The 26,220-nt window shown below is 42.2% G+C and carries 24 protein-coding genes; 5 read left to right on the forward strand and 19 right to left on the reverse strand.

Going from position 1 to position 26,220, the window contains the following annotated elements:
• The 7 genes from KYS23_RS19860 to KYS23_RS19890 form a co-directional block, all read right to left on the reverse strand.
• Positions 1-3,857: RHS repeat domain-containing protein (locus tag KYS23_RS19860; protein WP_218419941.1), on the reverse strand; the 3,857-nt coding region annotated here is incomplete at its 3' end.
• On the reverse strand, positions 3,854-4,408 hold the full coding sequence (locus KYS23_RS19865) for a hypothetical protein (RefSeq protein ID WP_218419943.1): 555 nt from the start codon (positions 4,406-4,408) through the stop codon (positions 3,854-3,856). The genes KYS23_RS19860 and KYS23_RS19865, both read right to left, overlap by 4 nt.
• Positions 4,409-4,636: 228 nt before the next feature.
• A complete protein-coding gene (locus tag KYS23_RS19870; RefSeq protein WP_218419945.1) occupies positions 4,637-4,975 on the reverse strand; it encodes a hypothetical protein in 339 nt (112 codons plus the stop codon).
• Positions 4,976-5,131: 156 nt separating this feature from the next.
• Complete coding sequence (locus KYS23_RS19875) at positions 5,132-5,449, reverse strand: hypothetical protein (RefSeq protein ID WP_218419947.1); 318 nt, start codon at positions 5,447-5,449, stop codon at positions 5,132-5,134.
• 376 nt (positions 5,450-5,825) lie between these two features.
• Positions 5,826-6,170, reverse strand: coding sequence for a hypothetical protein (locus KYS23_RS19880; RefSeq protein WP_218419949.1), 345 nt, complete (start codon positions 6,168-6,170; stop codon positions 5,826-5,828).
• Position 6,171: 1 nt separating this feature from the next.
• Positions 6,172-6,531 (reverse strand): hypothetical protein, encoded by a 360-nt coding sequence (locus KYS23_RS19885; protein WP_218419951.1) that lies wholly within the window; start codon positions 6,529-6,531, stop codon positions 6,172-6,174.
• Complete coding sequence (locus KYS23_RS19890) at positions 6,531-6,902, reverse strand: hypothetical protein (protein WP_218419953.1); 372 nt, start codon at positions 6,900-6,902, stop codon at positions 6,531-6,533. Before KYS23_RS19890 ends, KYS23_RS19885 begins: the two co-directional genes overlap by 1 nt.
• 1,198 nt (positions 6,903-8,100) lie before the next feature.
• Between KYS23_RS19890 and KYS23_RS19895 the strand changes: the two genes are divergently transcribed.
• Positions 8,101-8,442: a hypothetical protein gene (locus KYS23_RS19895; RefSeq protein WP_218419955.1), complete on the forward strand. Its 342-nt coding sequence runs from the start codon at positions 8,101-8,103 to the stop codon at positions 8,440-8,442.
• Positions 8,443-8,692: 250 nt separating this feature from the next.
• Here KYS23_RS19895 and glmS read toward each other — a convergent pair whose 3' ends face one another.
• The 3 genes from glmS to glmU form a co-directional block, all read right to left on the reverse strand.
• Positions 8,693-10,525: a glutamine--fructose-6-phosphate transaminase (isomerizing) gene (gene glmS, locus KYS23_RS19900; protein ID WP_218419957.1), complete on the reverse strand. Its 1,833-nt coding sequence runs from the start codon at positions 10,523-10,525 to the stop codon at positions 8,693-8,695.
• A gap of 2 nt (positions 10,526-10,527) precedes the next feature.
• Positions 10,528-11,307 (reverse strand): DeoR/GlpR family DNA-binding transcription regulator, encoded by a 780-nt coding sequence (locus KYS23_RS19905; RefSeq protein ID WP_159533951.1) that lies wholly within the window; start codon positions 11,305-11,307, stop codon positions 10,528-10,530.
• 272 nt (positions 11,308-11,579) lie between these two features.
• Entirely contained in the window at positions 11,580-12,938 is a 1,359-nt protein-coding gene (glmU, locus tag KYS23_RS19910; RefSeq protein WP_218419959.1) for a bifunctional UDP-N-acetylglucosamine diphosphorylase/glucosamine-1-phosphate N-acetyltransferase GlmU, read from the reverse strand.
• A 198-nt stretch (positions 12,939-13,136) separates the two neighbouring features.
• On the opposite strand from glmU, the gene KYS23_RS19915 reads away from it, so the two are divergent.
• Positions 13,137-14,558, forward strand: coding sequence for a sensor domain-containing diguanylate cyclase (locus KYS23_RS19915; protein ID WP_218396891.1), 1,422 nt, complete (start codon positions 13,137-13,139; stop codon positions 14,556-14,558).
• Positions 14,559-14,713: 155 nt separating this feature from the next.
• Here KYS23_RS19915 and KYS23_RS19920 read toward each other — a convergent pair whose 3' ends face one another.
• The 3 genes from KYS23_RS19920 to KYS23_RS19930 are packed head-to-tail and all read right to left on the reverse strand — an operon-like array spanning position 14,714 to position 17,531.
• Positions 14,714-15,604 (reverse strand): DMT family transporter, encoded by an 891-nt coding sequence (locus tag KYS23_RS19920; RefSeq protein WP_159533957.1) that lies wholly within the window; start codon positions 15,602-15,604, stop codon positions 14,714-14,716.
• The gene (locus tag KYS23_RS19925) at positions 15,595-16,080 is read right to left on the reverse strand and encodes a methylated-DNA--[protein]-cysteine S-methyltransferase (protein WP_218419961.1); all 486 of its coding nucleotides are present in this window, start codon (positions 16,078-16,080) and stop codon (positions 15,595-15,597) included. Before KYS23_RS19925 ends, KYS23_RS19920 begins: the two co-directional genes overlap by 10 nt.
• A gap of 38 nt (positions 16,081-16,118) precedes the next feature.
• Positions 16,119-17,531 carry a DNA-3-methyladenine glycosylase 2 family protein gene (locus tag KYS23_RS19930; RefSeq protein WP_218396897.1) on the reverse strand — a complete coding sequence of 471 codons (1,413 nt, stop codon included), beginning with the start codon at positions 17,529-17,531 and terminating at the stop codon, positions 16,119-16,121.
• A gap of 206 nt (positions 17,532-17,737) precedes the next feature.
• Between KYS23_RS19930 and KYS23_RS19935 the strand changes: the two genes are divergently transcribed.
• Positions 17,738-18,886 carry a serine hydrolase domain-containing protein gene (locus KYS23_RS19935; RefSeq protein ID WP_159533963.1) on the forward strand — a complete coding sequence of 383 codons (1,149 nt, stop codon included), beginning with the start codon at positions 17,738-17,740 and terminating at the stop codon, positions 18,884-18,886.
• A gap of 85 nt (positions 18,887-18,971) precedes the next feature.
• Here the strand turns inward: KYS23_RS19935 and speA are convergent, their stop codons facing one another.
• From speA to KYS23_RS19960, 5 genes are all read right to left on the reverse strand, one after another.
• Positions 18,972-20,882: a biosynthetic arginine decarboxylase gene (gene speA, locus KYS23_RS19940; protein WP_159533965.1), complete on the reverse strand. Its 1,911-nt coding sequence runs from the start codon at positions 20,880-20,882 to the stop codon at positions 18,972-18,974.
• A gap of 115 nt (positions 20,883-20,997) precedes the next feature.
• A complete protein-coding gene (locus tag KYS23_RS19945; protein WP_159533967.1) occupies positions 20,998-21,432 on the reverse strand; it encodes an arginine decarboxylase in 435 nt (144 codons plus the stop codon).
• 223 nt (positions 21,433-21,655) lie between these two features.
• On the reverse strand, positions 21,656-23,044 hold the full coding sequence (locus tag KYS23_RS19950) for an NAD(P)(+) transhydrogenase (Re/Si-specific) subunit beta (RefSeq protein ID WP_159533969.1): 1,389 nt from the start codon (positions 23,042-23,044) through the stop codon (positions 21,656-21,658).
• 11 nt (positions 23,045-23,055) lie between these two features.
• On the reverse strand, positions 23,056-23,340 hold the full coding sequence (locus KYS23_RS19955) for an NAD(P) transhydrogenase subunit alpha part 2 (RefSeq protein WP_159533971.1): 285 nt from the start codon (positions 23,338-23,340) through the stop codon (positions 23,056-23,058).
• A gap of 2 nt (positions 23,341-23,342) precedes the next feature.
• A complete protein-coding gene (locus tag KYS23_RS19960; RefSeq protein WP_159533973.1) occupies positions 23,343-24,500 on the reverse strand; it encodes an NAD(P) transhydrogenase subunit alpha in 1,158 nt (385 codons plus the stop codon).
• 443 nt (positions 24,501-24,943) lie between these two features.
• On the opposite strand from KYS23_RS19960, the gene KYS23_RS19965 reads away from it, so the two are divergent.
• Both KYS23_RS19965 and KYS23_RS19970 read left to right on the forward strand, forming a co-directional pair.
• Positions 24,944-25,120 carry a DUF6435 family protein gene (locus KYS23_RS19965; RefSeq protein WP_159533975.1) on the forward strand — a complete coding sequence of 59 codons (177 nt, stop codon included), beginning with the start codon at positions 24,944-24,946 and terminating at the stop codon, positions 25,118-25,120.
• A 109-nt stretch (positions 25,121-25,229) separates the two neighbouring features.
• Entirely contained in the window at positions 25,230-25,928 is a 699-nt protein-coding gene (locus KYS23_RS19970; RefSeq protein WP_159533977.1) for a hypothetical protein, read from the forward strand.
• A gap of 25 nt (positions 25,929-25,953) precedes the next feature.
• Here the strand turns inward: KYS23_RS19970 and KYS23_RS19975 are convergent.
• Positions 25,954-26,220: hypothetical protein (locus tag KYS23_RS19975; RefSeq protein WP_218419963.1), on the reverse strand; the 267-nt coding region annotated here is incomplete at its 5' end.

Here is a 26,220-nt window from a genome sequence, read left to right on the forward strand (position 1 = left end):
GTGATAATCTCGTCTACATAGCTTCCATCTACATATTGCTGAGTATGTGTGGGCCTATAAAGTGCATCGAATAATATACGCTTTTTTTTCCCATCAGCATCTTCAACGTAGTTTTGGTTGCCCACTTTATCGTAACCAAATAATGTTGAATTTCCTTCGGAATCAATCTGCTGTTCTAGTTGGCCGTCTCGCGTATATTTATATTCGGTAACGGCCCAGTGTTCTAGTGTATCGTCAACTGGAACATCAACTAAACTCCGAGCTTCATTAACAAGATTCCCATTTACATCATATGAAAAAGTAGTGATATGTCCTGATGGTGAAGAAATGCGCTTCAACCTTCTTGTCTCATCGTAAGACAAATAACTTGTTATGTTTCCTAAAGGATCGGTTGAGGTTTTTATATCTCCAGATGGGAAATAGGTGTAAGAGTACTCAACGAAAGCACTTTCATCATTAGGATGAACTCGTTTCTTCTTTGTGGTTCCCTGATCATCGTAAATATACTCTACTTTAATTCCATCAGGGCCTGTTTCTGTTTTAACACTGCCATCTTCGTAATATTTATAGGATGTTATTAGACTGATACTGTCGACCTTAGGCGAAGTAATCGTTTCTAGGTTCCCGTTATCATCGTATTCGTAGTGTGTAACTTCACCATCTAAAGAGGTATGTGTAGCAATGTTGCCAAAAGTAGTGTGAGTATAGGACTCTACTTTTTCTAATTTGTCACTTCCCGCTTTAGGAAATCTTCTTTTTTCAATAACGTTGTCTTCATCATCATATTTAAGCTCTATTCGTATTCCATTTTCTTCAAACTGAGTCGAGACGCGCCGATGTGCTGAGTCATAGCCGTAGGTCATTTTTTGTCCTAAAGCGTTGATCTCAAGCGCTAAATCACCTCGACCATCAAAATACTTTACAGATCTATTTCCTTCGGCATCAACAGTTTCATTCCTAAATCCCGTTTCAGAGTAAAACAAAAATTCCTTTCCAGTGGCAGTTTTCCTCTTAACTCTTTTCCCCCATATATCATAGGTATCCCTATAATCTGACTCATTTGGATAAAGAGGGCTTGATAATCCACTTAAACGACCTAGTTCATCGTATCTGAACTTAAATTTCTCTCCATTTGGGTTTATAAATTCATCTAATTTACCGTCATCGTACTCAAAAGTTATTGTCCGCGTATAGGCACTATCTGAGCTTAAACTCTCCGTAACAGAACTCAAGAAATCGAGTTTGTATTCAAACTTTAGTTTTCGTTTATATTCGTTTTCAACCGTGTCCAGTTTTCCTGAAACATATTTTAAAGTGGTCTCATTACCATTCCTGTCTTCAATTGATGAAGCCAAGTTTGAAGAGTTAAAGCTATAAGTTGTTCCGTCTTTTGTCTTTAAGGAATACAAGCCGGAGAACTTTTTCAAACTATTCTTTACTTGAGGGGATGTGCTGTACCCCCCATTAGGCAACTTTATGTATTGCTGTGTACTCGCTCCCACTGAAACCAATACACTATTATCCGTATAATTGTTCATCAACCATTGGTGGACTGATGCGCTTAAACCAACACTGTTGAATAGTGAACTTTCAACGTCATCCATTAATCGAGATACAACATACGTTGCTACTAGAGACGCAGTTGCATCAATTGCAGTCCCAGACTCAAGTAGTCTGCTAACCTCTGAGCTTTCGGTAATATCAATATTAAAGTTATGGCGCCAACCTTGCCCATACGAGCCCGTTCGAGTATCACTTCCGTTGTATGTTCGTGTTAATTTAAACGCACCCTTCTCAGCACCTACCATTAAATCATCATGGCTATATAGACCATCGCCAGAGGACAATCGCTCTCGCGTTACCGATGGATGAACATTTGCTACAGATTGAAGGTCAACTATGTTGGTTGGAATGACGGTTTCCACATCACCAGACGAGGTAGAAAAGCCACCTTTGAGCCCACCTGAAATTTGATAACCTGCAGAATAACCATTAGCACTACTTATAAAGGTAAAATAACCTGCACCACTCCAGCTATCCTCAGTCAAAGATCCGTCTTTCGGGAGCAAGACACTACCACCTGAGTTTATAGCAGATGCAATTGAATTTAAGTCGTTATCAGAATAATTTTCTAACTCTTGCTGAATTGTACTCCAATTTCCCAAGCTAACTTCATATAGGGGAATTTTCCTCCGAGAAGCAAGGTCGAAAAGCTTTACTGTAGACACAGCCGAAAAGGGTTGATTCTGTTCTATGACGCCATGTTCGAAAGCGCTTGCAATAAGGCCACTTGCAATAAAATTTTGCTTAATGTTAGCATTAAAGCCACCGAAACTACCTGCTACGTCAACATAAGGCCCACCATCTATCCCCTCTATATCACCTGTTCCAGCTATACCAACAGTATGAAGATCGAAATGATTAGTATTGGTTACTTTCCCTATAAATTCGGCAGAAAGCTTCTTGTACCTAGACCATTTAAGCCCCATTGTCATTAAGCTTTGATTAAGAAGCGGCTCTGTACGCTTCCCAAAATTTTGCAACTCTGAAAGTCGTTTTTCTTGAAAAGAAATATGCTTTCTGCCAACACTTCCCCACGTATTGATAATAGTGTATGCACCTCCAGCACGAATATATTGATTCCAATTCTGATCTCCCGAGCCTGGGTGGTTCACATTAAATGTAACGGGATAGGACTGTCCATCGTTGCTTGAATTACCTGTTGCTAAGACTTCCCCATTTAGATACAGGATTGGGGTATTCTCTGAGTAATATATCGAAAGCCTGTTTGTATAAATATTCCTGGAGTCTAATGTTACATCAATTCCTCTGTGTCTAATTCGCAAGGTGGTGTTATAACCACTAGGCAATTCATCATATAAATCACCGTAGCTCGATAGATAACCTCCAATATCATCAATCGAGTTATATTGCTTAACATCTGTTTTCCAGTAACCAACCATCTCATCAATAGAAGCAGAACCATCAGTCTCATTAATTTTTGCAACTAAGGACTCAGAGTAAGCATTGAGTTCAGAGAAAACTTCGTTTCTGTCTATTATGCTTTCGGAACTAGTATTTTTACGAAAATAGTCAATATCGAAATCTATTTCGTCCCCTAGGTTGAGGGTGGGATTTTGAAAATCATAAAGTTGGTAACTAGGGTCTAAATAAATAAACCCATTATCAGAGTTCCATTGAACAACTAAATGTTTAAATTTATAAACGTCTGTAGAATTAGAGCTAATACTAGAAACACCGAGTTGTTGGAGTAAATGAAACAATTTTTGCAAATGCTCATCGCCGGTGTTATCAATGGAGTACACTTTAAGCCATTTTGCCAAGTCACTAGCAGAATGCTCGACGTCGACGAACTGGTACTTTGCTGAATAACCAGAAATCTTAAGTAAGGTAACTAGTAGCTCTGCTTGGTCATAGATGTTCCCCGTCATGTCTAAATATGTACCCAATGGGCCTTTTTTAAAACCGTAGGAATAGTCGAGCTGTATTTTACTTTTAACAAATTGATAAATTATTATGGGGTCGTTTTTTAAATTTCTGGCCAATGCAATTAAGTGTGGGTCCTCTGTAAAATCTGTATCGTTGCCTACACTTTCTTGGCTAATTTCACTAGAAGATTGAAAAAGTTGTGGCTCAATAGCTTTTTCAAGTTTCAGTGCCTCGCTCTCAGAGTAATTTATTGTGGGTTCATCTAATCTTAAAAGTAATTCTGAAGGGGAATGCCACGATGGAATATCATCAGCTGCATATATCGAAAAACTCATTAGCGCAAAAACAAAAAGAACGAAACTACTTAGTTTGACACATATTTGACGATTTAGCTTACAATCACTCATTGTTCCAGCTCCGTGTATTCAACCTTTTTCCGATTATCACTAGCGTCTAAATCGTATTCGACAATTACATTCCCATTAACGATTACTTTTTCAAGCCTTCCGTAATCATCATAATTATATTCCACTACGGCGTTTGACAGATTGGCGCCGGGGGGAGGAACTATTTCAACTAAATATTTTCTTTCGAACAATCCATTAATTCTTATTTCAATATCATGAGCCCCCATTGAAAGCTGACCTAAATCTAAAAAATATTCTCCATTAGATACTTCAATTTCTACCCAATCGCTGCCATTCACTCGTACTTCGACTTTATAAATATCCCCTGAATCCGCAGCTACAGACAACAAAACAGACTCCATCTTAGGAATTTTGGAAGACTCAATATCGCCGAACTTCACAGTGATTGAAGGTTCTGGGAGTGGAATAATTATGAATATATCGCCAACTAATATGGGGACGTAGGTATTAGCATAAACGATTTTAGTTGGGAGCATTAAAATCAAAAAGAAACACAGGAATCGAGCCCCTATTTCCAGATAATGTATCATCATCAATCCTTAATGAAATTGATTTTTCCATTTGTGAAATAGTTATAACTGACTTTAAATACAAAAGCCATCTTCCGATTAGTTATTTAACTAAATTAGTTCTGGTACCAATCAAATAAATTTAGTAGTTCGAAAATTAATTATTTTACAAATAAGAAAAATTCTTGATACTTCAATTCCCCGAACTAAACCTGATAACAGTATAAACTCGTAGGAAGCTATTTAATTTTACTTCCTGACTCTCACATATCTGATAAGGGCGTCTTTATGATCGTCATCACACTTTGTTATCCCCTCTTCATTTACAAATTCTAAGGTAACATTTAAATCAGAGACGAAAGCTGATAAGATCACTGCATATTGTCGTTCATGCATATCTTTAAATGCAGACCCGCCATAACCTAGCCTTGCAAAATTATTTAAGCCTTCAATCTTGATGTGAGTACCTTCGTGGCTGCCGCGAGTTACAATATCAATGACTTTACCTGTGCAGTAATGAAATCCTGCTGTTACTGCAAAAGGAAAAAAGCAGGTAACGAATAAAAAAGTTTTCATATATAGTGGCACGATTATCACCTTTCATTCAATGCAGCTTGAATTTCGATTCTTAAAATATAACCTTGTGATTGTTATATTTACATGAGTTTGAGTAAACCACCAAAAACCTATTAAAAAGGTTTAAAATTACAAATTTTTGAATGATTACTTTTAGGTTGCTAGTAGTTAATTATTATAAACGTGTGTGATTACAGCATAGCCATGCTTACACCCTTGCAATTGAAATGACACTTTTTGCTTACTTGCCTTCGCGGCCAAAAGCATGGAATACATAGGAAGTCTCGCACTGCTTCCAAACTCTAGGATATACCAATCTTGCTTTTCACACTCTTCATAACTCTCCATTGCGTCCAGCCTAACTCTAGCAAAGTCTTTACCAGTGGTCATTTTGTCTATTGCTCCTGCCGAAGAGTAAGATGTAGCATTCACCGTATTACTTACTAAGCTATGCAACACCAGCATTAAAAGATATTTTATCTTCACAATCATATTACCCTAAGTTTAGTTTGCACTTACAAAAACGCTTTTTATATTGGCCTTTTCACCCATCAAGCCAAAACATAGCTTTCGATTAGAAACCATAGCTGTAAGTACAGTTGAGTATAAATATTCATGGTTTGACTGCAAAGGGTGTAACATGTAGCAAATTATTAAGGCACAATCATCTAGGTTTTTTTTGCGACTCTCGCTTTGATCATTGCCCCCCTTTATGCAATTAATTACCTGTTATTTTACACAATTATTATCATCTGGGACTTGTACAAATTCGATTGAATGCAAATTAAAGTAAAAAGAAAAGGAACCCCGAACAAATTTATAAGTGGTAACTTTCTTGATAAATCGTTTATTGAGCAATTTGTTATTGCAGTATTTTTATAGCAACAATAACCGGACGATTATTTCCACACCCGTCGCCATAAATAGTTAGTTGCGTTTTTTTATTTGCAATATTAGCACTCAACAGCAAAGTTATAAAAACATCCTTTATATTACTTGAAGTTAGATAGCTACCAGAATAACTACAGTTTGCGGGATTAGTTTTGGTGCTCTCGTCGGTCCAAACAAATAATGACTCACTACCAGCCCAATTTTCTACAGCTGTAATTTTCACCGGCCCAGTATTCTGATTTGAAAGGGCCGTATTAGAGTAAAAAAATAAAACAAGCAGAATTAAAAGTTGCTTCATTACTAAGTAAATATTCAAATTAACTATCCCTAACTACAACGTAAAATATATTTTCAATTCCGCCCCAAGATTCACATGCACCAGAGCCCCTTGCTCGTAGAATTTTATGTGTAGATTGAGCTGTAAGTGCAGCCGACAACATACCACTATCAGCTACAGTTGATAAATTAAAAGCCATGTTTCGCCTAGAGGAGGCACTACAATTTGGTGGGTTATGTCCTACGTCGCGGTCAAATGTCAAAAGAACTTTTCCATTTCTCTCAACTCTTACATCAATCACGTAACCTTCCACAACACCATGAGCAAAGCCTTGTGATGCAGTTAGTAATCCAGCTATCAATATTAAATATCTAAGATCTGTTAATACTTGGCGTTTCATTATTTGGAAAATCCAATTTGAGTAATCTCAGCAAGCGTATCATTAGCATTACAGCCATTTTCTTCATTAGAATCGGGTAATTTACTCGGCACATACCATACATCGACATTTCTATCCGATAGGTGAGCAGCAAGTAATATAGAAAGCATATTTTTTCCACCGTCAGTCGTTGCATCAAACTTAAAATGGCGTCCAAAATAATCACAAGTATTGAGAGGGGGCGCACTTACGCCAAAAAGTATGTTGCTATTACCAAATAGCTTTTGAACTTTCAGGTTTCCAGCATAATCAGCTTCGCAAAAAAAGCTAAATGATACGAATAAAAAGAATATAACAAGGTTTGAAACACGCTGTACTTTAAAAGATTCCATTATCGTCCATGATATTTACATTTTTATTCAAGGTACAATACAAATGTACGTTAATCAACTTAACTCCGAATAAGTTGAGTGGATTAAGGTACATTTCTTTTTCCAAATGATGAGCACAGCCGAAGTATTTAAACTTTCTGTTTAATTCGAAAAGATTAATAGACCTATAAGCGCGAACTATAAGTGAGGTCTTGATGATAACCAATTTGTACTGGCGTGTTTGCCACTAAAACGCTGCTGAGAAAATTTGGCCGTCTTTGTGAATAGCTACTCGAGGATGACCTGAAACACACGCTGAAGATAAACTATCAACTTGAATTACCTTCACATCGCTAGACATTTTTATACTAGTACGTATAAGCACAAAGACTAACAACTTTTTGCCATTAAGAGTCTCTCGAATGATTCTACGTAACGCACCTACCGAATTGGTAACTCACAATCAATCGAGCTTATGGGCCAATAGTCACTTTCGCCAACACCTCATTTTCCAGTAGTAGTATTCACACTCACATCAAAGTGCTCATGACAATCAAGGAAAACATACACCCGTTGTCTCAACTACCGAAGACATTGAGGCCTTTCTATAACGAGATTACTAGTGGTAGCTACTCCAACTAACTAAAAATCACTTTTTTCAATGCGTAATAGTAAAATAATTAAATGTGGGATAGTTCCCAAGGCAACTTTCGGTAATGTTAAAATGCACTTTTTTACCAGCGATAAATGCGGTGGTCAATAAACTTAGCGTCTCTTTACCGCTTATATTTGCATCTTTTCGCCACCTTAGAGATTTAGAGTTGCACTGGGCAGAACCAACCGCCGATCCACTAACGGTCACATAACAGGTATCGTTATTTAGATGACACCCAATACTCTTAATCTCCTTCAACTCGAAACCTTGAGAGTTTGCAGAATTAAGTAGTGATGAAGCCACTAAAAACACAAAAAATTTCTTCATATTACATGCCTGTGAAAATATCCTGGAAGTCAAAAAGATCTTTTTAAAATATTACAATTGTCTAATGATATCGAAAGAAGCAACCTGTATACATTAGTCGTAATGCTAACCGCGCACAACTCATGGCACAGAATAAATTATTCGTATTCGATTTTTAAGTAAAATACTTATTGTTTATTTCAATAATGTATGATGTGAGCCAATTGTAAAATTTAACAAATCTTGTTAAGTAGGGTCATGAAAAGCTTAGTTTTAATTATCATTATAACATTTTATAGCACTTGGTGTTTTGGTGGAAATGGGTCAGGGAAGATTTCTCGAATTTACGCTCATGAAAAAAACAATGGCGATGGTGTTATAATGTTTGCTGTAGAAATTCATGAAAATCCGCCAGAAGCTTGCCCTGGGCATGAGTGGGCATTTGATGCATCTACAAACACTGGTAAAGCCATGTATTCTTTACTTATTTCCGCAGCAATACAAAAGACTCCTGTAGTTATAAATGGGGCAGGAGATTGCGGTGCATGGCATGATAGAGAGCGACCTATCTGGATTAAGGTAGAATACGGCCAATGGTAGCTTTGTACCAAACTGAATAATTATAAACGTTCAACAATGTACGCACTTCTCGCGAGAGTTACTGCTTTAAATTCATGTCTGCCCTAAAGTTTACTAAATTACTTGCTGCCTGATGCTTATGCAAAATCGGAAGCGTAATGTGAACGATCTCATCGAAAGTGTAAAACTAATTTAATAGTGGAAACTCAATCAGAACTTCCACTTTCCAACTTTATTCAGAATCGGCTATCCCTCAGCCGCTTATAGAGAACTACTCCACAGTAACCGACTTCGCCAAGTTACGAGGTTGGTCAACATCCGTGCCTTTAATTAACGCTACGTAGTACGACAACAACTGTAACGGCAAGGTATAAATGATAGGGGCAATAGGTGCTTCGCAGTGCGGTACATTGATTACACGCATGGTGTCGTCACCTTTGAACGCGGCGTCTTTATCGGCGAACACATACATGATGCCACCACGAGCGCGTACTTCTTCCACATTCGATTTAAGCTTTTCTAGCAATTCGTTATTAGGCGCAACCACAATAACCGGCATTTCATCATCGATAAGTGCCAATGGGCCGTGCTTTAATTCACCTGAAGCATAGGCTTCTGCGTGAATATACGAAATCTCTTTTAGCTTAAGCGCGCCTTCCATGGCAATAGGGTATTGATCGCCACGGCCTAAGAATAAACTGTGTTGTTTATCGGCAAATTCTTCGGCTAAATCTTCAATACCTTGAGTAATGGTAAGGGTTTCTTCTAATTTAGCTGGCAAGCTTTGAAGTGCACTAATAATATCTTGCGTGTCACTCTCTGCCATACCGTTTTTCTCACCTAACGCTAGGGTTAGCATTAAGAATGCAGTTAACTGGGTAGTGAAGGCTTTGGTTGATGCCACGCCAATTTCGGCGCCTGCACGGGTCATAAACGCTAAGTCTGACTCGCGTACCAACGAAGAACCCGGTACGTTACAAATAGCTAAACTTGCGCTATACCCAATTTCTTTGGCTAAACGTAGTGCCGCTAAAGTATCGGCTGTTTCTCCCGACTGAGAAATAGTAATAAGCAGGCTGTTTGGGTGCACTACCGATTTACGGTAACGAAACTCAGAGGCAATTTCGATATTGCACGACACATTGGCGTATTGTTCTAACCAGTAGCGGGCGGTCATACCGGAATGATAGCTGGTACCACAGGCTACAATTTGCACATGTTTAATTTTACTAAAAATATCATCGGCACCGTTTCCAAACACATCTGCCGCTAATCCATTTTCGGTTAGTCTGTCTTTTAACGTATTGCGCACAACCACTGGCTGCTCGTGAATTTCTTTGAGCATATAATGACGGTAAGCGCCTTTATCGCCGGCGTCGTGTTCAACGTTAGATTCAATAATTTCACGTTCAACTGCATTACCGTCTTTGTCATAAATAGCAATGGTGCGGCGAGTAATATCGGCAACATCACCTTCTTCTAAAAATATAAAACGGCGTGTAACTGGTAACAGTGCCATTTGATCAGACGCAACAAAGTTTTCGCCTAACCCTAAACCAATTACTAACGGGCTACCAGAGCGCGCTACTACCATACGGCCCACATCTTCTTTGTCGATAACAACAGTACCGTAAGCGCCGTGGAATGTTTTAACGGAGGTCTGAACCGCTTCTAATAAGTCTTTGCCAGCATCTAATGCTTCATGAACCGTGTGGGCGATGGTTTCGGTGTCAGTGTCGCTGCTAAATACATAGCCTTTTGCTGAAAGCTGTTCGCGTAGGGTTTGGTAGTTTTCAATAATACCATTGTGCACTACCGCAACGCGGTCGCTAGAGAAATGAGGGTGGGCATTGGCTACAGTAACACCGCCGTGGGTGGCCCAACGGGTATGCGCAATACCAGTCGTCCCTAACGCTTCATCGTTAGCAATAATATCGACGAGCTCTTGTACCTTACCGGTACTTCTTATGCGATTTAGTGTGCCATCTTGCTGCAACAAGGCCACGCCTGAAGAGTCGTAACCACGATATTCAAGTCGCTTTAAGCCTTCTAATAGAATTTCAACAACATTACGCTCGCCAACAGCACCGACAATTCCACACATAATTACTCTCCGTTTTGCGCAGCGACCAGCACCGTTACGCCTTGTTGTTCAATTAGATATTTATCCTCGTCACTAATGCCATTATCAGTCACAAGGGTAGAGATATTTTCCCAGCCCAATTCTAAATTGGGCATTTTGTTCGAAAGCTTATTTGACGTTGCCATTACAACAACTTCATGGGCAGCACGTGCCATGGCACGAGTAAGCCCGGTTAATTCATTAAAGGTAGTAGTTCCGCGACTTACATCAATACCCGCCGCGCCGATAAACGCCATATCAAAACTATATGCCGATACTAATTGTTCGGCCATTGCACCTTGGAATGAACGAGATGCCGAGTCCCAGGTACCACCTGTCATTAAAATAGTCGGTTCGTTATTGCTTTTGGTCAGCTGACTCGCTGCATCTAAGGCATTGGTCATCACTACCAGATTGGGTATGTCACGAAGGCAAGGTAAAAGCGCAGCGATGGTACTGCCGCAATCTAATACTATTTTTGAGCCTTGTTGAATGCGACTAGCAGCAAGCTTACCTATATTCTGTTTTATCGATGAAGGTAAATTCACTACATTGGTTTCACCTTGAGAAGCAGATAATGGCGCGGCACCGCCAAATTGACGAATAAGCTTTTTTTGGTCTGCCAAGGCGGCTAAATCTTTTCGGATAGTCACTTCAGATGTACTGAACTGGGCCGCGAGGAATTCAACTTGCGCGTAGCCGTGAGTATTTACCCATTTAATAATGCCAGCGCGGCGCTGATCTACAGAACGACTTGTTTTCACACTCAACCCAACCCCGATATGACGAAAACCACAGTGTTTTCTCTACACCATTTCTAAACTATTTCTACATTACTTCTACATCATGACTTTCAAAACGAAAGCTATAATTTACAAAGTGAAAGAAATGTAAGCTATTCGACTTTATTTCGCAAGTTTTTTGCACAATTATTATAAAGCGACGAACGAGGGTAGAAACAAGCGGGCACAAAAAAGGACAACCATAGCTGTCCTTTCATTAAGCGGTAAAAAGCTCTAAAGCTATTACATACTCGCTATTTTTTAGTCGGGCGGGGCCAGTTAGCAATATTACGCTGCTTGCCTCGTGCTACTGCTAATGCCGCACTCTCTACTTCGGTGGTAATGACTGAGCCAGCACCTACCGTGGCATTGTCACCAATCGTTACGGGAGCCACTAACGAAGAATTAGAGCCCACGAAGGCATTCTGACCTATAACGGTTTTAGATTTATTCACGCCGTCATAGTTACAAGTAATAGTGCCAGCACCAATATTGGCATTAGCGCCCACTTCCGCATCACCTAGGTAAGTAAGGTGATTAACCTTAGCTCCTTCACCTAGCACGGTTTTCTTCATTTCAACGAAGTTACCGACTTTAGATTTTGCATGCATAACCGCGCCAGGGCGCAAGCGACCAAATGGCCCTACCGTGCAGCTTTCACCTACGATGGCTTCTTCGATAATAGAATTTGCCTCAATGACTGCGTTGTCGGCAATTTCACAATTTCTCAAAACGCAGTTCGGCCCAATCGTTACGTTATTGCCTAAAATAACGTTACCTTCTACCACCGCATTAATATCAATGCTTACGTCCTGCCCCGTGGTTAGTGTGCCTCTTAGGTCGAAACGTTGAGGGTCGGCCAATGCCACGCCATTGGTCATTAATTCGTTCGCTTGGCGAAGTTGTAGCGCACGCTCTAGATGCGCCAATTGAATGCGGTTATTTACCCCTTCAACCTCAACCACTTCTTGTGGTTGTGCCGATTGAATACGCTTGCCTTCATTAGCCGCCATTTCAATGACATCAGTAAGGTAATACTCACCTTGTGCGTTGCTATTGCTTAGCGCACCCAACCAACGTTTTAAATCGCTTCCGGCCATCATCATCATGCCGGTATTGATTTCACAAATTTGCTTTTGCGCATCGGTGGCATCTTTGTGCTCAACAATGGCGGTAATGTTGTCGTCTTTACGAATAATTCGGCCCATACCTGTTGGGTCCTCTAATTCAACGGTAAGCAGGGCTAAATCACACTCAGCTTTCACGGCTTTTAGCTTGGCCAAGGTTTCTTGACGAATAAGGGGTGCATCGCCAACTAGTACAAGCACATCTTCATCATCGCTAATGTGAGGCGCGGCTTGCTGCACCGCATGACCCGTGCCTAACTGCTCTTCTTGCAAACACCAGTTTAAGTTTTCGCCTGTTAATGTGGCCTTTAGCTTGTCGCCTCCATGACCATAAACTAAATGAATACTATCAGCCTCTAGGGCTTGAACGGTGTTGATAATACGCTGCACCATGGGCACTCCGCCCACTTTGTGAAGTACCTTTGGTAACGAAGACTTCATGCGCGTGCCTTTGCCTGCGGCTAAAACTACCACTGAAAATGCCATGCTATTCCTTTACGAAAATCGATAATACGAACTTTTGCCTAGTGTATCTAAGCCGTGATTATATGTCAGCGATTGATTTTTAAGGGCTCATTCTTAAGTCTATATCTGAGCTGAACAGCCTAGTAGTTCATTAAATCAACGGGTATACTTTGTTCTCAACTGAATTGGATTGTAGCAGCAAAGGAGCTTGCGTAGTCAGTGAATACTTTTCGAACACTTCACCGAAGTATATTGGTGCTGTTTGCCGTCGTGGTTCTAGCTATTGTTACCCTAGTGCATTTTAGTATTTCTAAAATTGTAGCGGAGCAAAGCAGAGCACAGCAACAGTCACTATCGCCAGCGGTGTCTCTTATTGTCGAGCAGTTATTAAAGCCGCTTCATACGTCTGAAGCGTTAGGCCATTCCACTGAATTAGTCACCTTAATGGAAGGCGACGAGGTTAACGAGGCCGCGATATTTAACACCCTAAACCGTCTTGAAAGAGAGTTTGGTTTATCCTTCTTTATTGCCAGCGAGAGCGCCAAACGACAATATAATTCCGATGGCACTACCATTGAGTTAATTGAGGGCGAAGTCAGTTGGTATTTTAAGTACCGTGATGGATCTCAGGATGCAGTGGCGGATATTGGTAAATGGGAAGACACCCATTTTTATATCGACCTTAAGGTCTTTGATGACGATGGCCGGTTTCTGGGCTTCTTTGGCATAGGGAAAAGCTTACGCAGTTTTATTAGTGTCTTCGATTCTTACAAAGAACAATACGGCTACGACTTTCTTTTTGTCGATGAAAAGGGAGACATCATGCTGTCTTCCGACCCTTCTCTTGTGGCCTCGTATTCTGACTTTACCAACCTTTCAGAGCTACCTTGGTATGCCAGCCTTCCGATTACGGTGCAAGACGAGCAAGCCCTTAATAATAAGTTAGTGACTATCGATCAAAAAGACTTTTTGATTGCCGAAGTTAAATTGAACCAGTTTGGATGGACCGTCTTTTTACTTAGCCCATTAGAAGACAGGCAGACCGAAATATCGCAAGCCTTTATCTTCAGTGTGGTTACTTTGCTAGTGGTTGTTTTCTCACTCTTTTTGCTTATATATAATTTGCTCTATTATTTCAGACGAGACATGCAGCCCGACTTAATTGTGCGTCATGCTAATCGTTTGCCCGACCGCACTAACTTAGAACTTATCTACCAATCGTTATTAAAAGAACAGCGTTCTATTAGTGTAATTTTAATCAGCGTAGACGACTTTGGGCATATTATTGATGCCCATGGCCGAAATGCGGGCGATGATGTGTTAGATAAGGTTGTGGCGTATCTTTCTGATCACTTACGTGAGCAAGATGTGCTTGGTCGCTGGAGCAGTGAAGAATTTATTATTTTATTGCCTCAAACAGGGCCGCATGAAGCCTTCGATACTGCGCAAAACTTACGTCATGGCATTGCCACGTTAACGCCGTTAAGTGAGTCGCCGCAGCTTCAATTAACCGCCTCTTTTGGGGTATCTTTCACTGCCACCACCCGCAGTATGAATGAAGTTACTGCCCATGCGGAAGATGCGCTGTATCAGGCTAAAAGGGATGGGCACAATTTAGTGCGTATGCAGCTTATTGAATAAGTAAGCTGCTAAATTTTGATTTGAAATTTAATAAACAGATTTCAATATATAACGCTTAGCATCACCACACGTATTAGCTGTACTTAATGGTACTAAGCTGTATTACGTATACTAGGGTGATGCTAACGTCCTTTCAAACCGAGCAAACAAGTTTATTACGCCGTTTTGGCTGCCCTGCTACGTTTTATTATACCTATCACACCGGTAGTGAGTGCCACACCCGTTAGTATCATTACCCCGCCAATAATGGTTTGTAACGACAAGTGCTCTTGCAAGAACAATACGCCCCAAATAATGCCAAATAACGGCACCATGTAGGCCACCGAAATCGCTTTTGCTGGCCCTACATTGGCAATCAATTTGAAATACAAAATATAAGCAATAGCAGTACCTAAAATGGCGAGTGCAACCGCATTTAGCCAAGCATTAGTACTTGGCATAGTGGCTGGTAATGTACTTAACGCGAACGGTGCTAACATAACAGATGCCATCGCTTGGCTTCCTGTAGCCACCACTAAAGGTCGCACGCCTTGCAGCCATCGTTTCATCATGCTGGCAGCAATGCCGTAGCAGGTAGTGGCAAGTAAAGCGGTTAGAATAGGCACAAAGCTAATATCACCTTCCCCTAGCTTTTGCTGGCTAATAACCGTTACACCCAAGAACCCGAGCGCTAAGCCTCCAATGGCAGTAGGAGTAAGTTTGTCGCCCAACCATAGCCACGCCACTAACGCGCCAAACATTGGCGCGGTGGCGTTTAAAATAGCATTAACTCCCGCTTCTAGATGCAAACTGCTGTAGTTGAATAACGCGAAGGGCACGGCGGTATTCGCTAGCCCTACCAGTGCAATGGGAAACCAATGCCTGAAAATTTGGCTCACGCCACCGGTCATCATCAAAATAGGCAGTAACACACTGGTAGCCAGTACGGTACGAATGGCTACCAATACATAAATCCCAAACTCAGGCGCCGCCACCCGCATAAAAATAAATGAGCCGCCCCAAATCGATGCTAATAGTAATAGTGCAGCAATATCTCTTAAGCCCATAGTACGCCTTGTGCTCCTTCTAATTTCAATAAGTATTGCTTACGTTCAAGCCCACCCGCGTATCCCGTTAAGGTTTTATTGCCCCCAATAACCCGGTGACAGGGTACCACTATCGCAATAGGGTTGCGTCCGTTAGCCATGCCCACGGCACGAACCGCTTTGGGATTATTTAACTTATTGGCAATATCTGCATAACTGGCGGTTTCACCATAAGGTATATCACACAGTGCCTTCCATACCGCTTGCTGAAACGCAGTGCCTTTGGCATCAAAGGGTAAGTCGAATTGGGTGAGGCTTCCATTAAAATAATCTGCTAGCTGCACTTTTGCTGCTTCAGTGAAATCATTGCTGGTAACGCCGCCGTCAACGTCACCATTAGCGCTATCTACAAATGCAATCGCACTAATTCCTTTGCTAGTTGCCGCTATTTCAATAAGCCCTTGTGGTGACTCAAGGTAGCTTTTGCATACTGTCATGACTTATTCCTACTGATATGTTTATACCCAACAACACGTTAACTATTGCTTAACTGCCACAACTGTAGTGTTAAATAACTTTGCCATGGTGCAGCCTTTTGCGGCAACACCGGATATTTCTCTGCCATTTTTCTTACAATAAGGTCGCCAGCCAAGTACACATCAGGGTTACGTTCACCTCGCATCTTAAGGTAATCTAATGTCCATTGACCAACCCCTTTGATTGACAATATTTCATCATGAGTTGGCTGGTTACCGTTACAAAACAACGCCGCAAAATCGCGAAGTGCAAGCTTACGGGCATTAGGCATACGCAAAAAAGTTAACTCACTATTCGCAACCGCTTCGGGTTCTGGAAAACAATAATGTTGGTTTTGCTCGACGGGCCCCTCTGCGGCTACCGCCCCTAAATGCTGTGCAAGCAGCCCCGCTTGATTAATCGCGGCTTTTACACTGACTTGTTGCCCTACTATCGCTCTGCACCCACTTTCAAATACAGTCCATGTACCAGGAAGCCGCAACCCTTTAGTAAGAAGATTATCAGGCAAGCCCGCTGCTAATAGCGATTTTTCTATTAACTCTGGGGCTGCATGTAAATCGAGTAGCTGCTTGATTTGTTCTACCGTTTTATACACATAACCTAAATTTGGCAAACGCATTTTCACATCGAAGCCATTTACGCTCTCGTTGAAAGTTGCGCTAATAAACCCCAATTCTCCCTTAACACTTATATAACGGCAGTAGGTATCTTCACACACCTCTTCTACGCCACGAATAGCGCGCAAAGCAAGAAATTCGCGCACTTGCTGCCAGTGGTAAGGTGGCCTGAAGTGCAACCTAAGGGATATTTCAGGCAATGCAGCATGGCGTTTGCTTCGTAATTCGGTAGGCGTTTTTTTGCAATAGGTTTGCACTGCCCGCTGAAGCTGCCTTGTAGAGGCATATCCGGCGCTAAACGCAATATCAGTAAGCTTCATGGTAGATTGTTGTAGTAGCTGCTTAGCAAACAGCACTCTTTGTAAATCTTGATATTGTTTGGGCGACAACCCCGTATGCGACACCATGAGTTTATTTAAGTAACGCTCACTAATACCCAATCGGCTTGAAATAGTGGAAATAGACTGCACGGGTATATCACTTAATAGCGTTAGCGCTCTTGTCACCGTTGTGCCTACCCCTAACCACGCAAAAGAAGACGGTGCGCTGTCGGGCCTGCATCGTAAACAGGGACGAAAGCCATCGCTCATGGCTTTAGCAGCGTGGTTATAGTAAGCCACGTTCTTTTCATCTGGCAATTTGGCAGGGCAAATTGGCCGACAAAATATGCCCGTGGTTTTCACCGCCACAAAGAAGCGACCATCAAAACGGGCATCTCTACTTACCCTAGCTTTAGCGTAAGTATCGCGGTGCTCATTGTCTACATGCGCTGAATCTTTTATGTCAGTGTTCATACTATGGCTCTGGTTGATGTGCGGGTTTAAACAGTCACTGCGCTATTAAGAATTAATTGTATCCTGTTCCCCTTGCAAGGGTGCGACAAAATCGGAACTGACAGTAAAATATCAGTAGAGTTGATAATCGCCACTAGCAACCGCATAATGGCGTAAAAATAATAGTGCCTGCCACCTTTGGGGTGCGCCCTTACTGAGCCCAATTCATGTTGCAAACCACGCGCAATTTAGTAACGCGCCTGATTAGAATTAGCCTATTCTTTTTCACGCTTATCGTGACACTTCCCGCATTAAGCGCCGATTGGCTTTCTGATTATGCCAACTATGTGCAGCGCGAGGCCGCAAAATATAATGTGCCCGGCTATACCTTTGTTTATTACGAGCAAGGCAAGGCACCACAAGTTTATGTCTATGGCAGAACTCACAAAGGCGGGAAGCGGATCACCGAAGACACCGTCTTTCGCCTAGCCTCGGTATCAAAAACCTTCACCGCGCTTCTTTCTGCCAAACTGGTTGAACAACAACGTTTGCATTGGGACACCCCCATTTCCACCCTGTTACCTGATATTCCCTTTGCTGTGGACGGTATGGAAACATTGCAGCTTCAGCACATTGTGGGCCAATCTAGCGGTTTTATGCCCAATGCCTACGACAACTTAATTGAAGCCGACTATTCGCTGCAACGGGTGCTAACGTCATTGAGTGAACTCGACCCTTTGTGCGTACCTGGTGAGTGCTACACCTACCAAAATGCGCTTTTTGGGGCGCTCGAGTACTATTTTACGAACAATTATTCTTCTTATTCTCGGGAAGTACAAACTCAGCTGTTTACTCCGCTGGGCATGAATACCGCAAGTGTAGGAAAAGGCGGGTTGCTTGCTTCTGCATCCTGGGCTCGCCCACACATTGCTATTGCCAGAGATAGATGGCGGGAAGGCGCGGTTGAAAGCAACTACTACCGCTTTTCACCCGCAGCGGGTGTAAACGCAAGCATTACCGATATGACCATTTACTTGCAGGCTTTGCTAGGCGAATTTCCTACGGTGATCTCACCTGACATGATTGAGGAAGTCACCACACCACGGGTTAAAACCCAGCGCGAAACTAGGCGCAGAGGTTGGCGCGGAATGCTTAAAGACGCCCATTATGGGCTAGGCTGGCGCGTTTATGACTTTGACGGCAAGCGCATTAACTATCATGGAGGTTGGGTAAAAGGGTATCGTGCTGATGTGGCGTTTGCGCCCGATTATAAAACCGGATATGTGATGCTGATGAATGCCGAATCGAATATGATAAATTCTACAACGGCTGAGTTTTGGAAGCGTTATTTTAAACAAGCAGAGGCTAAGGAATAGGCTGGCACTTAACACTCGTTTTCTCTATTACGAATACGAATTTTAAGCGCCACCGTGTGTTTGTTCTTACGTTAACCCGCCGAAATTACGGCTTTAAGTAGGTATAACCGCTTAAGCAATTTTCGTAAAAATCGGTCCAGCGAACACCTTCTTTCGGGTTAATTTTCCCACCTGACACTTGTCTGTCGATAAGACGTTTCACATCAGATGCCATAGCCCGTGGGTTGTATTGCATAATGTTTAAAACATCTTCAACTGAAGAGCCTTTCACCACTTCTTCGATATAAAAGTCTTCTGGATCGTCATCGTAGCTAAAGATGTGCACTTCGTTCAAACGACCAAACAAGTTGTGCATGTCACCCATTACGTCCTGATATGCGCCAGTTAAGAATAGGCCAATATAGTAAGGCTCATCTTTCTTAAGCGGGTGCATCGGCAATACATCGGTAATTTCACGGCCAATAGAAAACTGATCAATTTTGCCGTCACTGTCACAGGTAATATCAACCAATGAGCAGTTCACCGTAGGCTTTTCGTTCATGCGCGTAAGCGGCACGACCGGAAGCAGCTGGTCGATGGCCCATGTATCAGCGGCAGACTGAAATACCGAAAAGTTACACAAGTATTGCGAAGACAAGCTGTAATCTAACTCTTGCAGTTCTTCAGGTACGTACTCTTCTTTGCGATACCATATTTGCAAACGCGCCATGATATCCCAGTAAAGGGTTTCAATTTTTGCCAACTCTTCTAAAGACAACACGCGCAATTTAAAGGCACCGAGTGCTTGTTCTTTATATTGCGACGCATCGTTATACACTTCGTGCATGTTGGTTTGATTCTCGAAATCGTCTGACAACTCACGCATATTTTTCAAAAACACATGTTCGTTTGCATTTTCAGACGTATCGATTTGTGCCGCATTCGACTTAATTTCGCCCACAATTTCTGTCACTACACAACTGTGGTGTGCGGTGATAGCTCGGCCACTTTCACTCACTAAATTGGGATGCGGTACGCCTTCTAGGTCGCACATCTCTTTCATGCCGTAAACCACGTCGGCGACGTATTCTTGCATACTGTAGTTGCGTGAAGATTCGTTAGTAGAGTTACTACCGTCGTAATCAATGCCTAAGCCGCCACCTACATCCACATAATCTAGTGGAAAGCCCATCTTGTGCAAATCTGCATAAATACGAGCGCCTTCGGTCATGGCCTCTTTTACCGCACGAATATCGGTAAGCTGGCTACCAATGTGGAAATGCAGTAACTTAAGACAATGAGACATACCTTGCTCTTCAAGGTAACGGGCGGTTTTAATGATTTCGGTAATGGTAAGGCCAAACTTGGCACGTTCGCCACCAGAGCTTTCCCATTTACCACGGCCTTTCACCGTCATTTTAGCGCGCACGCCGATAATAGGGTCTATTTTCAGTTCTTTAGACACTTTTACCAACAGCAGTAGTTCACTGTACTTTTCAACCACCACCACTATCTTGCGACCAAGCTTTCGACCTAACAATGCTAGGCGCATAAACTCATCATCTTTATAGCCATTTAAAATGGTCAGGGAATCTTCGTTGGTGTTCATGGCAAGTACGGTAAGCAGCTCAGCTTTTGAGCCCGCTTCTAAACCATAGTTAAAAGGTGCGCCTGCCTCTACAATCTCTTCTACCACTTCACGCATCTGGTTTACTTTTACCGGATAAACGCCTTGGTATACGCCCTTGTACTCAGCTTCTTCAATAGTGCTACGAAACACCTTATTCAGACTAGCAACCTGGGAGCGTAAGATATCGTGAAAACGAACTACTACAGGGAATTGAACCCCTTCTTTTCGAATCTCTTCAACAACCGATTTAAAATCGATGCGAATACTGGGATCATCAGGAACTGGAGTCACATGTACGTTACCATTTTCACCAACTTGAAAATAGCCGCCACCCCATTGAGACACGCCATAGACGCGCTCTGCTTCTTCAATGCTCCAATCTGACAATGTAGTCACCTTTTAAAAACTATGCTGAACGCTGCTGTTCAGAAATTAATGCGAAATAGGGCGGTATTATAGACAACGTACAATGTGGTGCTACGTAAAATATCGATTGTCTCGACTAATTTTGTTTATCGATGACTTGTCGGCTAACCCATTCAAGAATATACGCCTTTGTTTCACCACTAAACACCGAATCGACTTGCCTAATAAACGAATCTTGGTTTTTGGTACGGTGCAATGTGAAGTTTTGCTCATTAAAGAATTTTGCGGCTATGTGATCGGCGACAGTTTTGTCGTCTTCAAGCCAAATTTCAATTTTCTGATTTCGTCTATCAATTTGTATCGGCGCTTTCATTCGGGCAAAAAACTCCGAATCTGGCACTTCCCAAGACCGCATATCTACAATGATATGAAAGGCTTTTCCTCGCCTAGCGTTGAGCGTATCCGCAAACGTTGCTAGATACTGAATGTTGGTGCTCATGTCCCAACGCCCGCGCAGTGTTACCAAAATAAGATCTTGAAACACTTCAATGTGATAATACTGATTTGACATCTGTCTAACTGCAATCCCTTTCAAAAGCTCGACTAAAGTAGCATATGCAATGGTAAAGGTGATTATTATCGTTGTACAAGAAATGTCTCATCTTTTTCGTGGAAAAAAATGGTGCATATTAAGAAATGAAATCAACTAAAAAACAGCAACTTAGAATTAACAGCTATCGCTGAGGACAAAACAGCAGCAGGCATTTTCATACCTGCCACTGATATTTTATACCTTAATCGTCACCAAACTCTCTCACGATACTGTTAATTGTTTCTTTAGCATCGCCCAATACCATACGGGTATTGTCTTTAAAGAAGAGCGGGTTATCTACCCCAGCAAAACCAGCATTGGCAGAGCGTTTAAGCACGAATACGGTTTTAGCGCGATATGCTTCAATAACCGGCATCCCGTAAATTGGACTACCTTTCATTTCTTTCGCGGCAGGGTTAACCACGTCGTTAGCCCCAATAACAATAACCACATCGTAGTTTTCCATACGCGGGTTAACATCATCCATTTCGTACAGTTGGTCATACGGAACATCGGCTTCGGCGAGCAGAACATTCATGTGGCCCGGCATACGCCCGGCTACCGCGTGAATGGCATAGTCTACGGTGCACCCGTTATCTTCCAGCAACGACTGCATTTCACGCACCGCATGTTGCGCTTGCGCTACTGCCATACCGTAACCAGGTACCACCAATACCGACTGCGCCGCTTCTAATACATAAAATGCATCTTGGGCAGACAAAATCTTAATTTCGCCTTCAATTTTTTCACCCGCTTCCACAGGCTTCGAAAACCCAGACAACAACACGTTCATTAACGAGCGGTTCATTGCCTTACACATAATGTTAGTAAGAATAAGACCTGAAGCACCAACCAACAAACCAGTAACAATCAAAATAGTGTTGCCGGTGGCTAAACCTGCCGCCGTAGCCGCTACACCTGAATAACTATTCAATAAGGCAATAACCACTGGCATATCGGCGCCACCAATTGAGATAGTTGCCCACAGGCCGAAGCTGAGCGCCAGCGCAATAGCGCAGTATAGCCACAGGGTATTTTGGGGTTCTGTGGTAAAAAAGTACCCTACTACTAGCATAGCAATTAGATGCAGTACGCTAAGTTCGCGAAGACCGGTAAAAATTACGGCTTTAGACGACATTTTGCCAGACAACTTACCCCACGCTACCACAGAACCAGAGAACGTAACGCCCCCCACTAAAATAGTGAAGAACAAGGTAATGTACGTAAACGCAGTAGCGGCTTGAAGGGCAACCATGCTCATGCCAGACAATGTAGCCCAACCGAGCAATAATGAAGCTGCACCACCAAAGCCATTAAACAACGACACCATTTCAGGCATGGCTGTCATTTCAACTGATTTGGCTTTCCAAGCACCAAACGCACCACCAACAACAACGCCTAAAATAATCCATTGATAAGTGATTATTTGTTGATCGAGCAACGTCACTATAACGGCAATCAACATACCCACAGCAGAAACAAAGTTACCCCGTTTTGCTGTATCTGGATGGCTAAGTAATTTTAGCCCTAAAATAAATAACGCTGCGGCTACAACGTACGCAAGATTGATTATGGTTTCGATATCATTCACTTGCATACTCCTTATTTTTTATCTTTCTTTTTAAACATGCTTAGCATGCGATCGGTTACCAAGTAACCACCCACAACGTTTATACTGGCAAGCGCTACCGCCGCGGTTCCTAATATCGTGGTCAACACATTGTTATCGCCACCAGACGCTGCCAATGCCCCCACCAAGGTAATACCTGAAATAGCATTAGAGCCCGACATTAATGGCGTATGTAAAGTCGCAGGTACTTTGCGAATTAACTCAAATCCAAGAAAACCAGCAAGCAGCACAATAAATAGTAAATAGATAATTTCCATAATTACGCTCCTTTGTAGGCGTTGGTTAACATATCGTTGGTAATGGCACCGTTATGAGCAATAACACAGCCACTTAAAATATCGTCTTCTAGATTCAAACCAAACACGTTGCTTTCGGTGTCGTAGAATTCATCTACCAAGTTATAAATATTGTTCGCATACATATCAGTGGCTGCGCGGGCAACCGCTTGGCTCCAGTTACCGGTGCCTATCACTGTTACGCCATTCACTTGGGCTACTTCACCGGCCACAGAACCTTCAACGTTACCGCCTGATTGGGCTGCCATATCGACCACCACGCTACCAGGCTTCATTAGTGCCAAAGTCTCTTTGCTAATTAGCACTGGTGGTTTGCGACCAAACAGCTGTGCGGTGGTAATAACAATATCTGAATCAGCAATTGCATCACGCTGCGCGTCTTGCTGTTTCGCTTTTTGTTCATCGGTGAGTTCTTTGGCGTAGCCGTCTTTAGTTTGACCGGTTTCGCCAATATCGATTTTAAGAAACTTACCGCCTAGAGACTCCACTTGCTCAGCAACAACGGGGCGCGTGTCGTAGGCGAGTACGTTCGCCCCTAATCGTTTCGCCGTGGCAATAGCTTGCAAGCCAGCCACGCCAGCACCAATAATGAACACTTTGGCGGGCTTTATTGTTCCCGACGGTGTCATCATCATAGGTAATATAGAAGGTAAGTAGTTCGCGGCTTGCATTACCATTACATAGCCAGCAAGGCTCGCTTGTGAACTTAGCGCATCCATTTTTTGGGCTCGAGATGAGCGGGGGATCATTTCAACCGAAATAGCCGTTAAGCCTTTGTTTGCTATTGACTCAACCAGCGGTTGCTCAAAGAAAGGGTCAAGATGGCCAACCACAATGGCCCCTTTTTTCATCACCGACAGTTGGGATTCAGCCGGTTTATTTACGCTTACAAGCATATCGGCTGTTGATAATGCACTATTCACATCATCAATAACAATTCCACCCACATCTACATATTCTTTATCGGCATACCCCGATAACAAACCTGCCCCACTTTCTATGTGAAGCTCAGCCCCTTTCTTCACCAAGCGTTGTACACTTGATGGGGTTACTGCACAGCGCTTCTCCACATTGGATAGTGGCATCGGTATTTTCGATTCGTTTAATACTATGATTTTCACACGCTTCTCCTCACGTCCAGGCTCCACGAGAATGACATCCTTTATAGATGAACAAGCCATTTTATTCACTTATGCTTAACATGCCTTTTGGAAATCAAAACTGTTCTCATCCCTTATTTACGCTAAAACACTTCTTTTAAAAGTCATAAAAGTAGCCACTACTGTTCACCACTTTTACCACTCAGCAAAAGAACTTACGGCATTTGCACATGCTCAACTAGTATTATTTTGCTACGAGTCATAACTAGAATTTATATGAGATTGGCATAGCGGGAATTAATGCAGCTTGGCAAGAGTATTAATTTTATGAATCAACAAGTATTGAATTTAGTATTGATAGGCAGCGAAGCTAAATTTCCATTACAAATATTTAAAACATGCCACGTGATCACGCTACACTCAGCGTATGTAATAAGCCTATTCGTTTATAAAGAGAACCTACTATGTTCGGCATGTTTAATTCCAACCCTACTAAAAAAATGCGTAAGCAATATAACGCTCTTTTAGAGAAAGCCATGGTGGCGCAACGCAATGGTGATATGAAAAGCTACGCCAAAATAACAGAAGAGTCAGAAACTTTATGGAGTGAAATACAGGCAATAGAGAAAGGTGACAAATAAAAATAGGTTCGCTATCGACCGAGCACTCTTACAGGTTACAATAGCATCATTATTTTACGGTGTTGCATAATGCGAATCATGTGATGCCTTGCTGTTGCGGATTTGCGTTATGAGTAAGTGTTTTCTGTTTTGTTTAGGAACTTTGGTTAGCCTAGCCATGTTCCAGCCTTCTGCGCATGCAATGAATGCTGGCCAATACTACTATTTCATTTCTGATAGTTGCGTTCCCAAAGGCCCGCAGGCCCCAGAAGAGCGTGGCGTAGTTACCCCGGATGTTTTGCTGTTTGAAGTGCTACCTGCCGGTATCAGCGATTACATGATAAACATGAATACCGCAGCGTTGATTAATTACAGTGAAGAAGGCCAAGACTACCTGACAGGCTTAGAAGAAGAGCAAGTCTACACGGCAGGCCAAGTAGCGAAAAATGCGAATTATACCCAACACGATTTTATGCTGCAGCGCGAAGCCATTGGGCTAAAAGCCTTAATTAACGTTCTTAATGCGTTTTCTCAGCATCAAGCTGATAAGGGCTATTTTTATAAAAAACTGCTCTCAATTACCGACCCCAACACTCGATTTAAAGCCGTTACTCGCGTACGCCTTACCGACGTGGCTCATAAAAATAAAATGCAATTAACGGAGTACGCGTCACGCTACTACGTACTAGACAGCCAAGGTGTCGCATCACAAACCCCTTTTATCGAAGTCGACCATAGCACAGCGTTACGTGAAGATATTCACAGCGCTAACAGCCCGTACCGTATTTATACCAAACATGGCGTTTGCGGCGAACGTTGGGTGCCCTAAACTAATCAGGGCTTTTAATCGTCAACTACAATACAAACTGCTTTTGTTCACCCGAGGCAAAAACAACGTTCAGCGTGATGTGGTTATCTAGCGGGTTATCCGATTGACGATACGAATAATTAAATATGCTAGTTGATGCAAAGGTCTTTTGTTTTACGGCATGAGTTTGCCCGTTCTGATCAAGCGCTGTTATTGAATGGATTATGGGTATCCCTTTTTTATGCTGCGCCCTTAACACTAAATGGTATTCATCTATACCTTCTTGGCGCAATTCGCTGTTCAATATATAGCC

Origin of the sequence: Alteromonas lipotrueae, assembly GCF_019249255.1 — a bacterium.
In the GTDB taxonomy this organism is placed as follows: domain Bacteria; phylum Pseudomonadota; class Gammaproteobacteria; order Enterobacterales; family Alteromonadaceae; genus Alteromonas; species Alteromonas lipotrueae.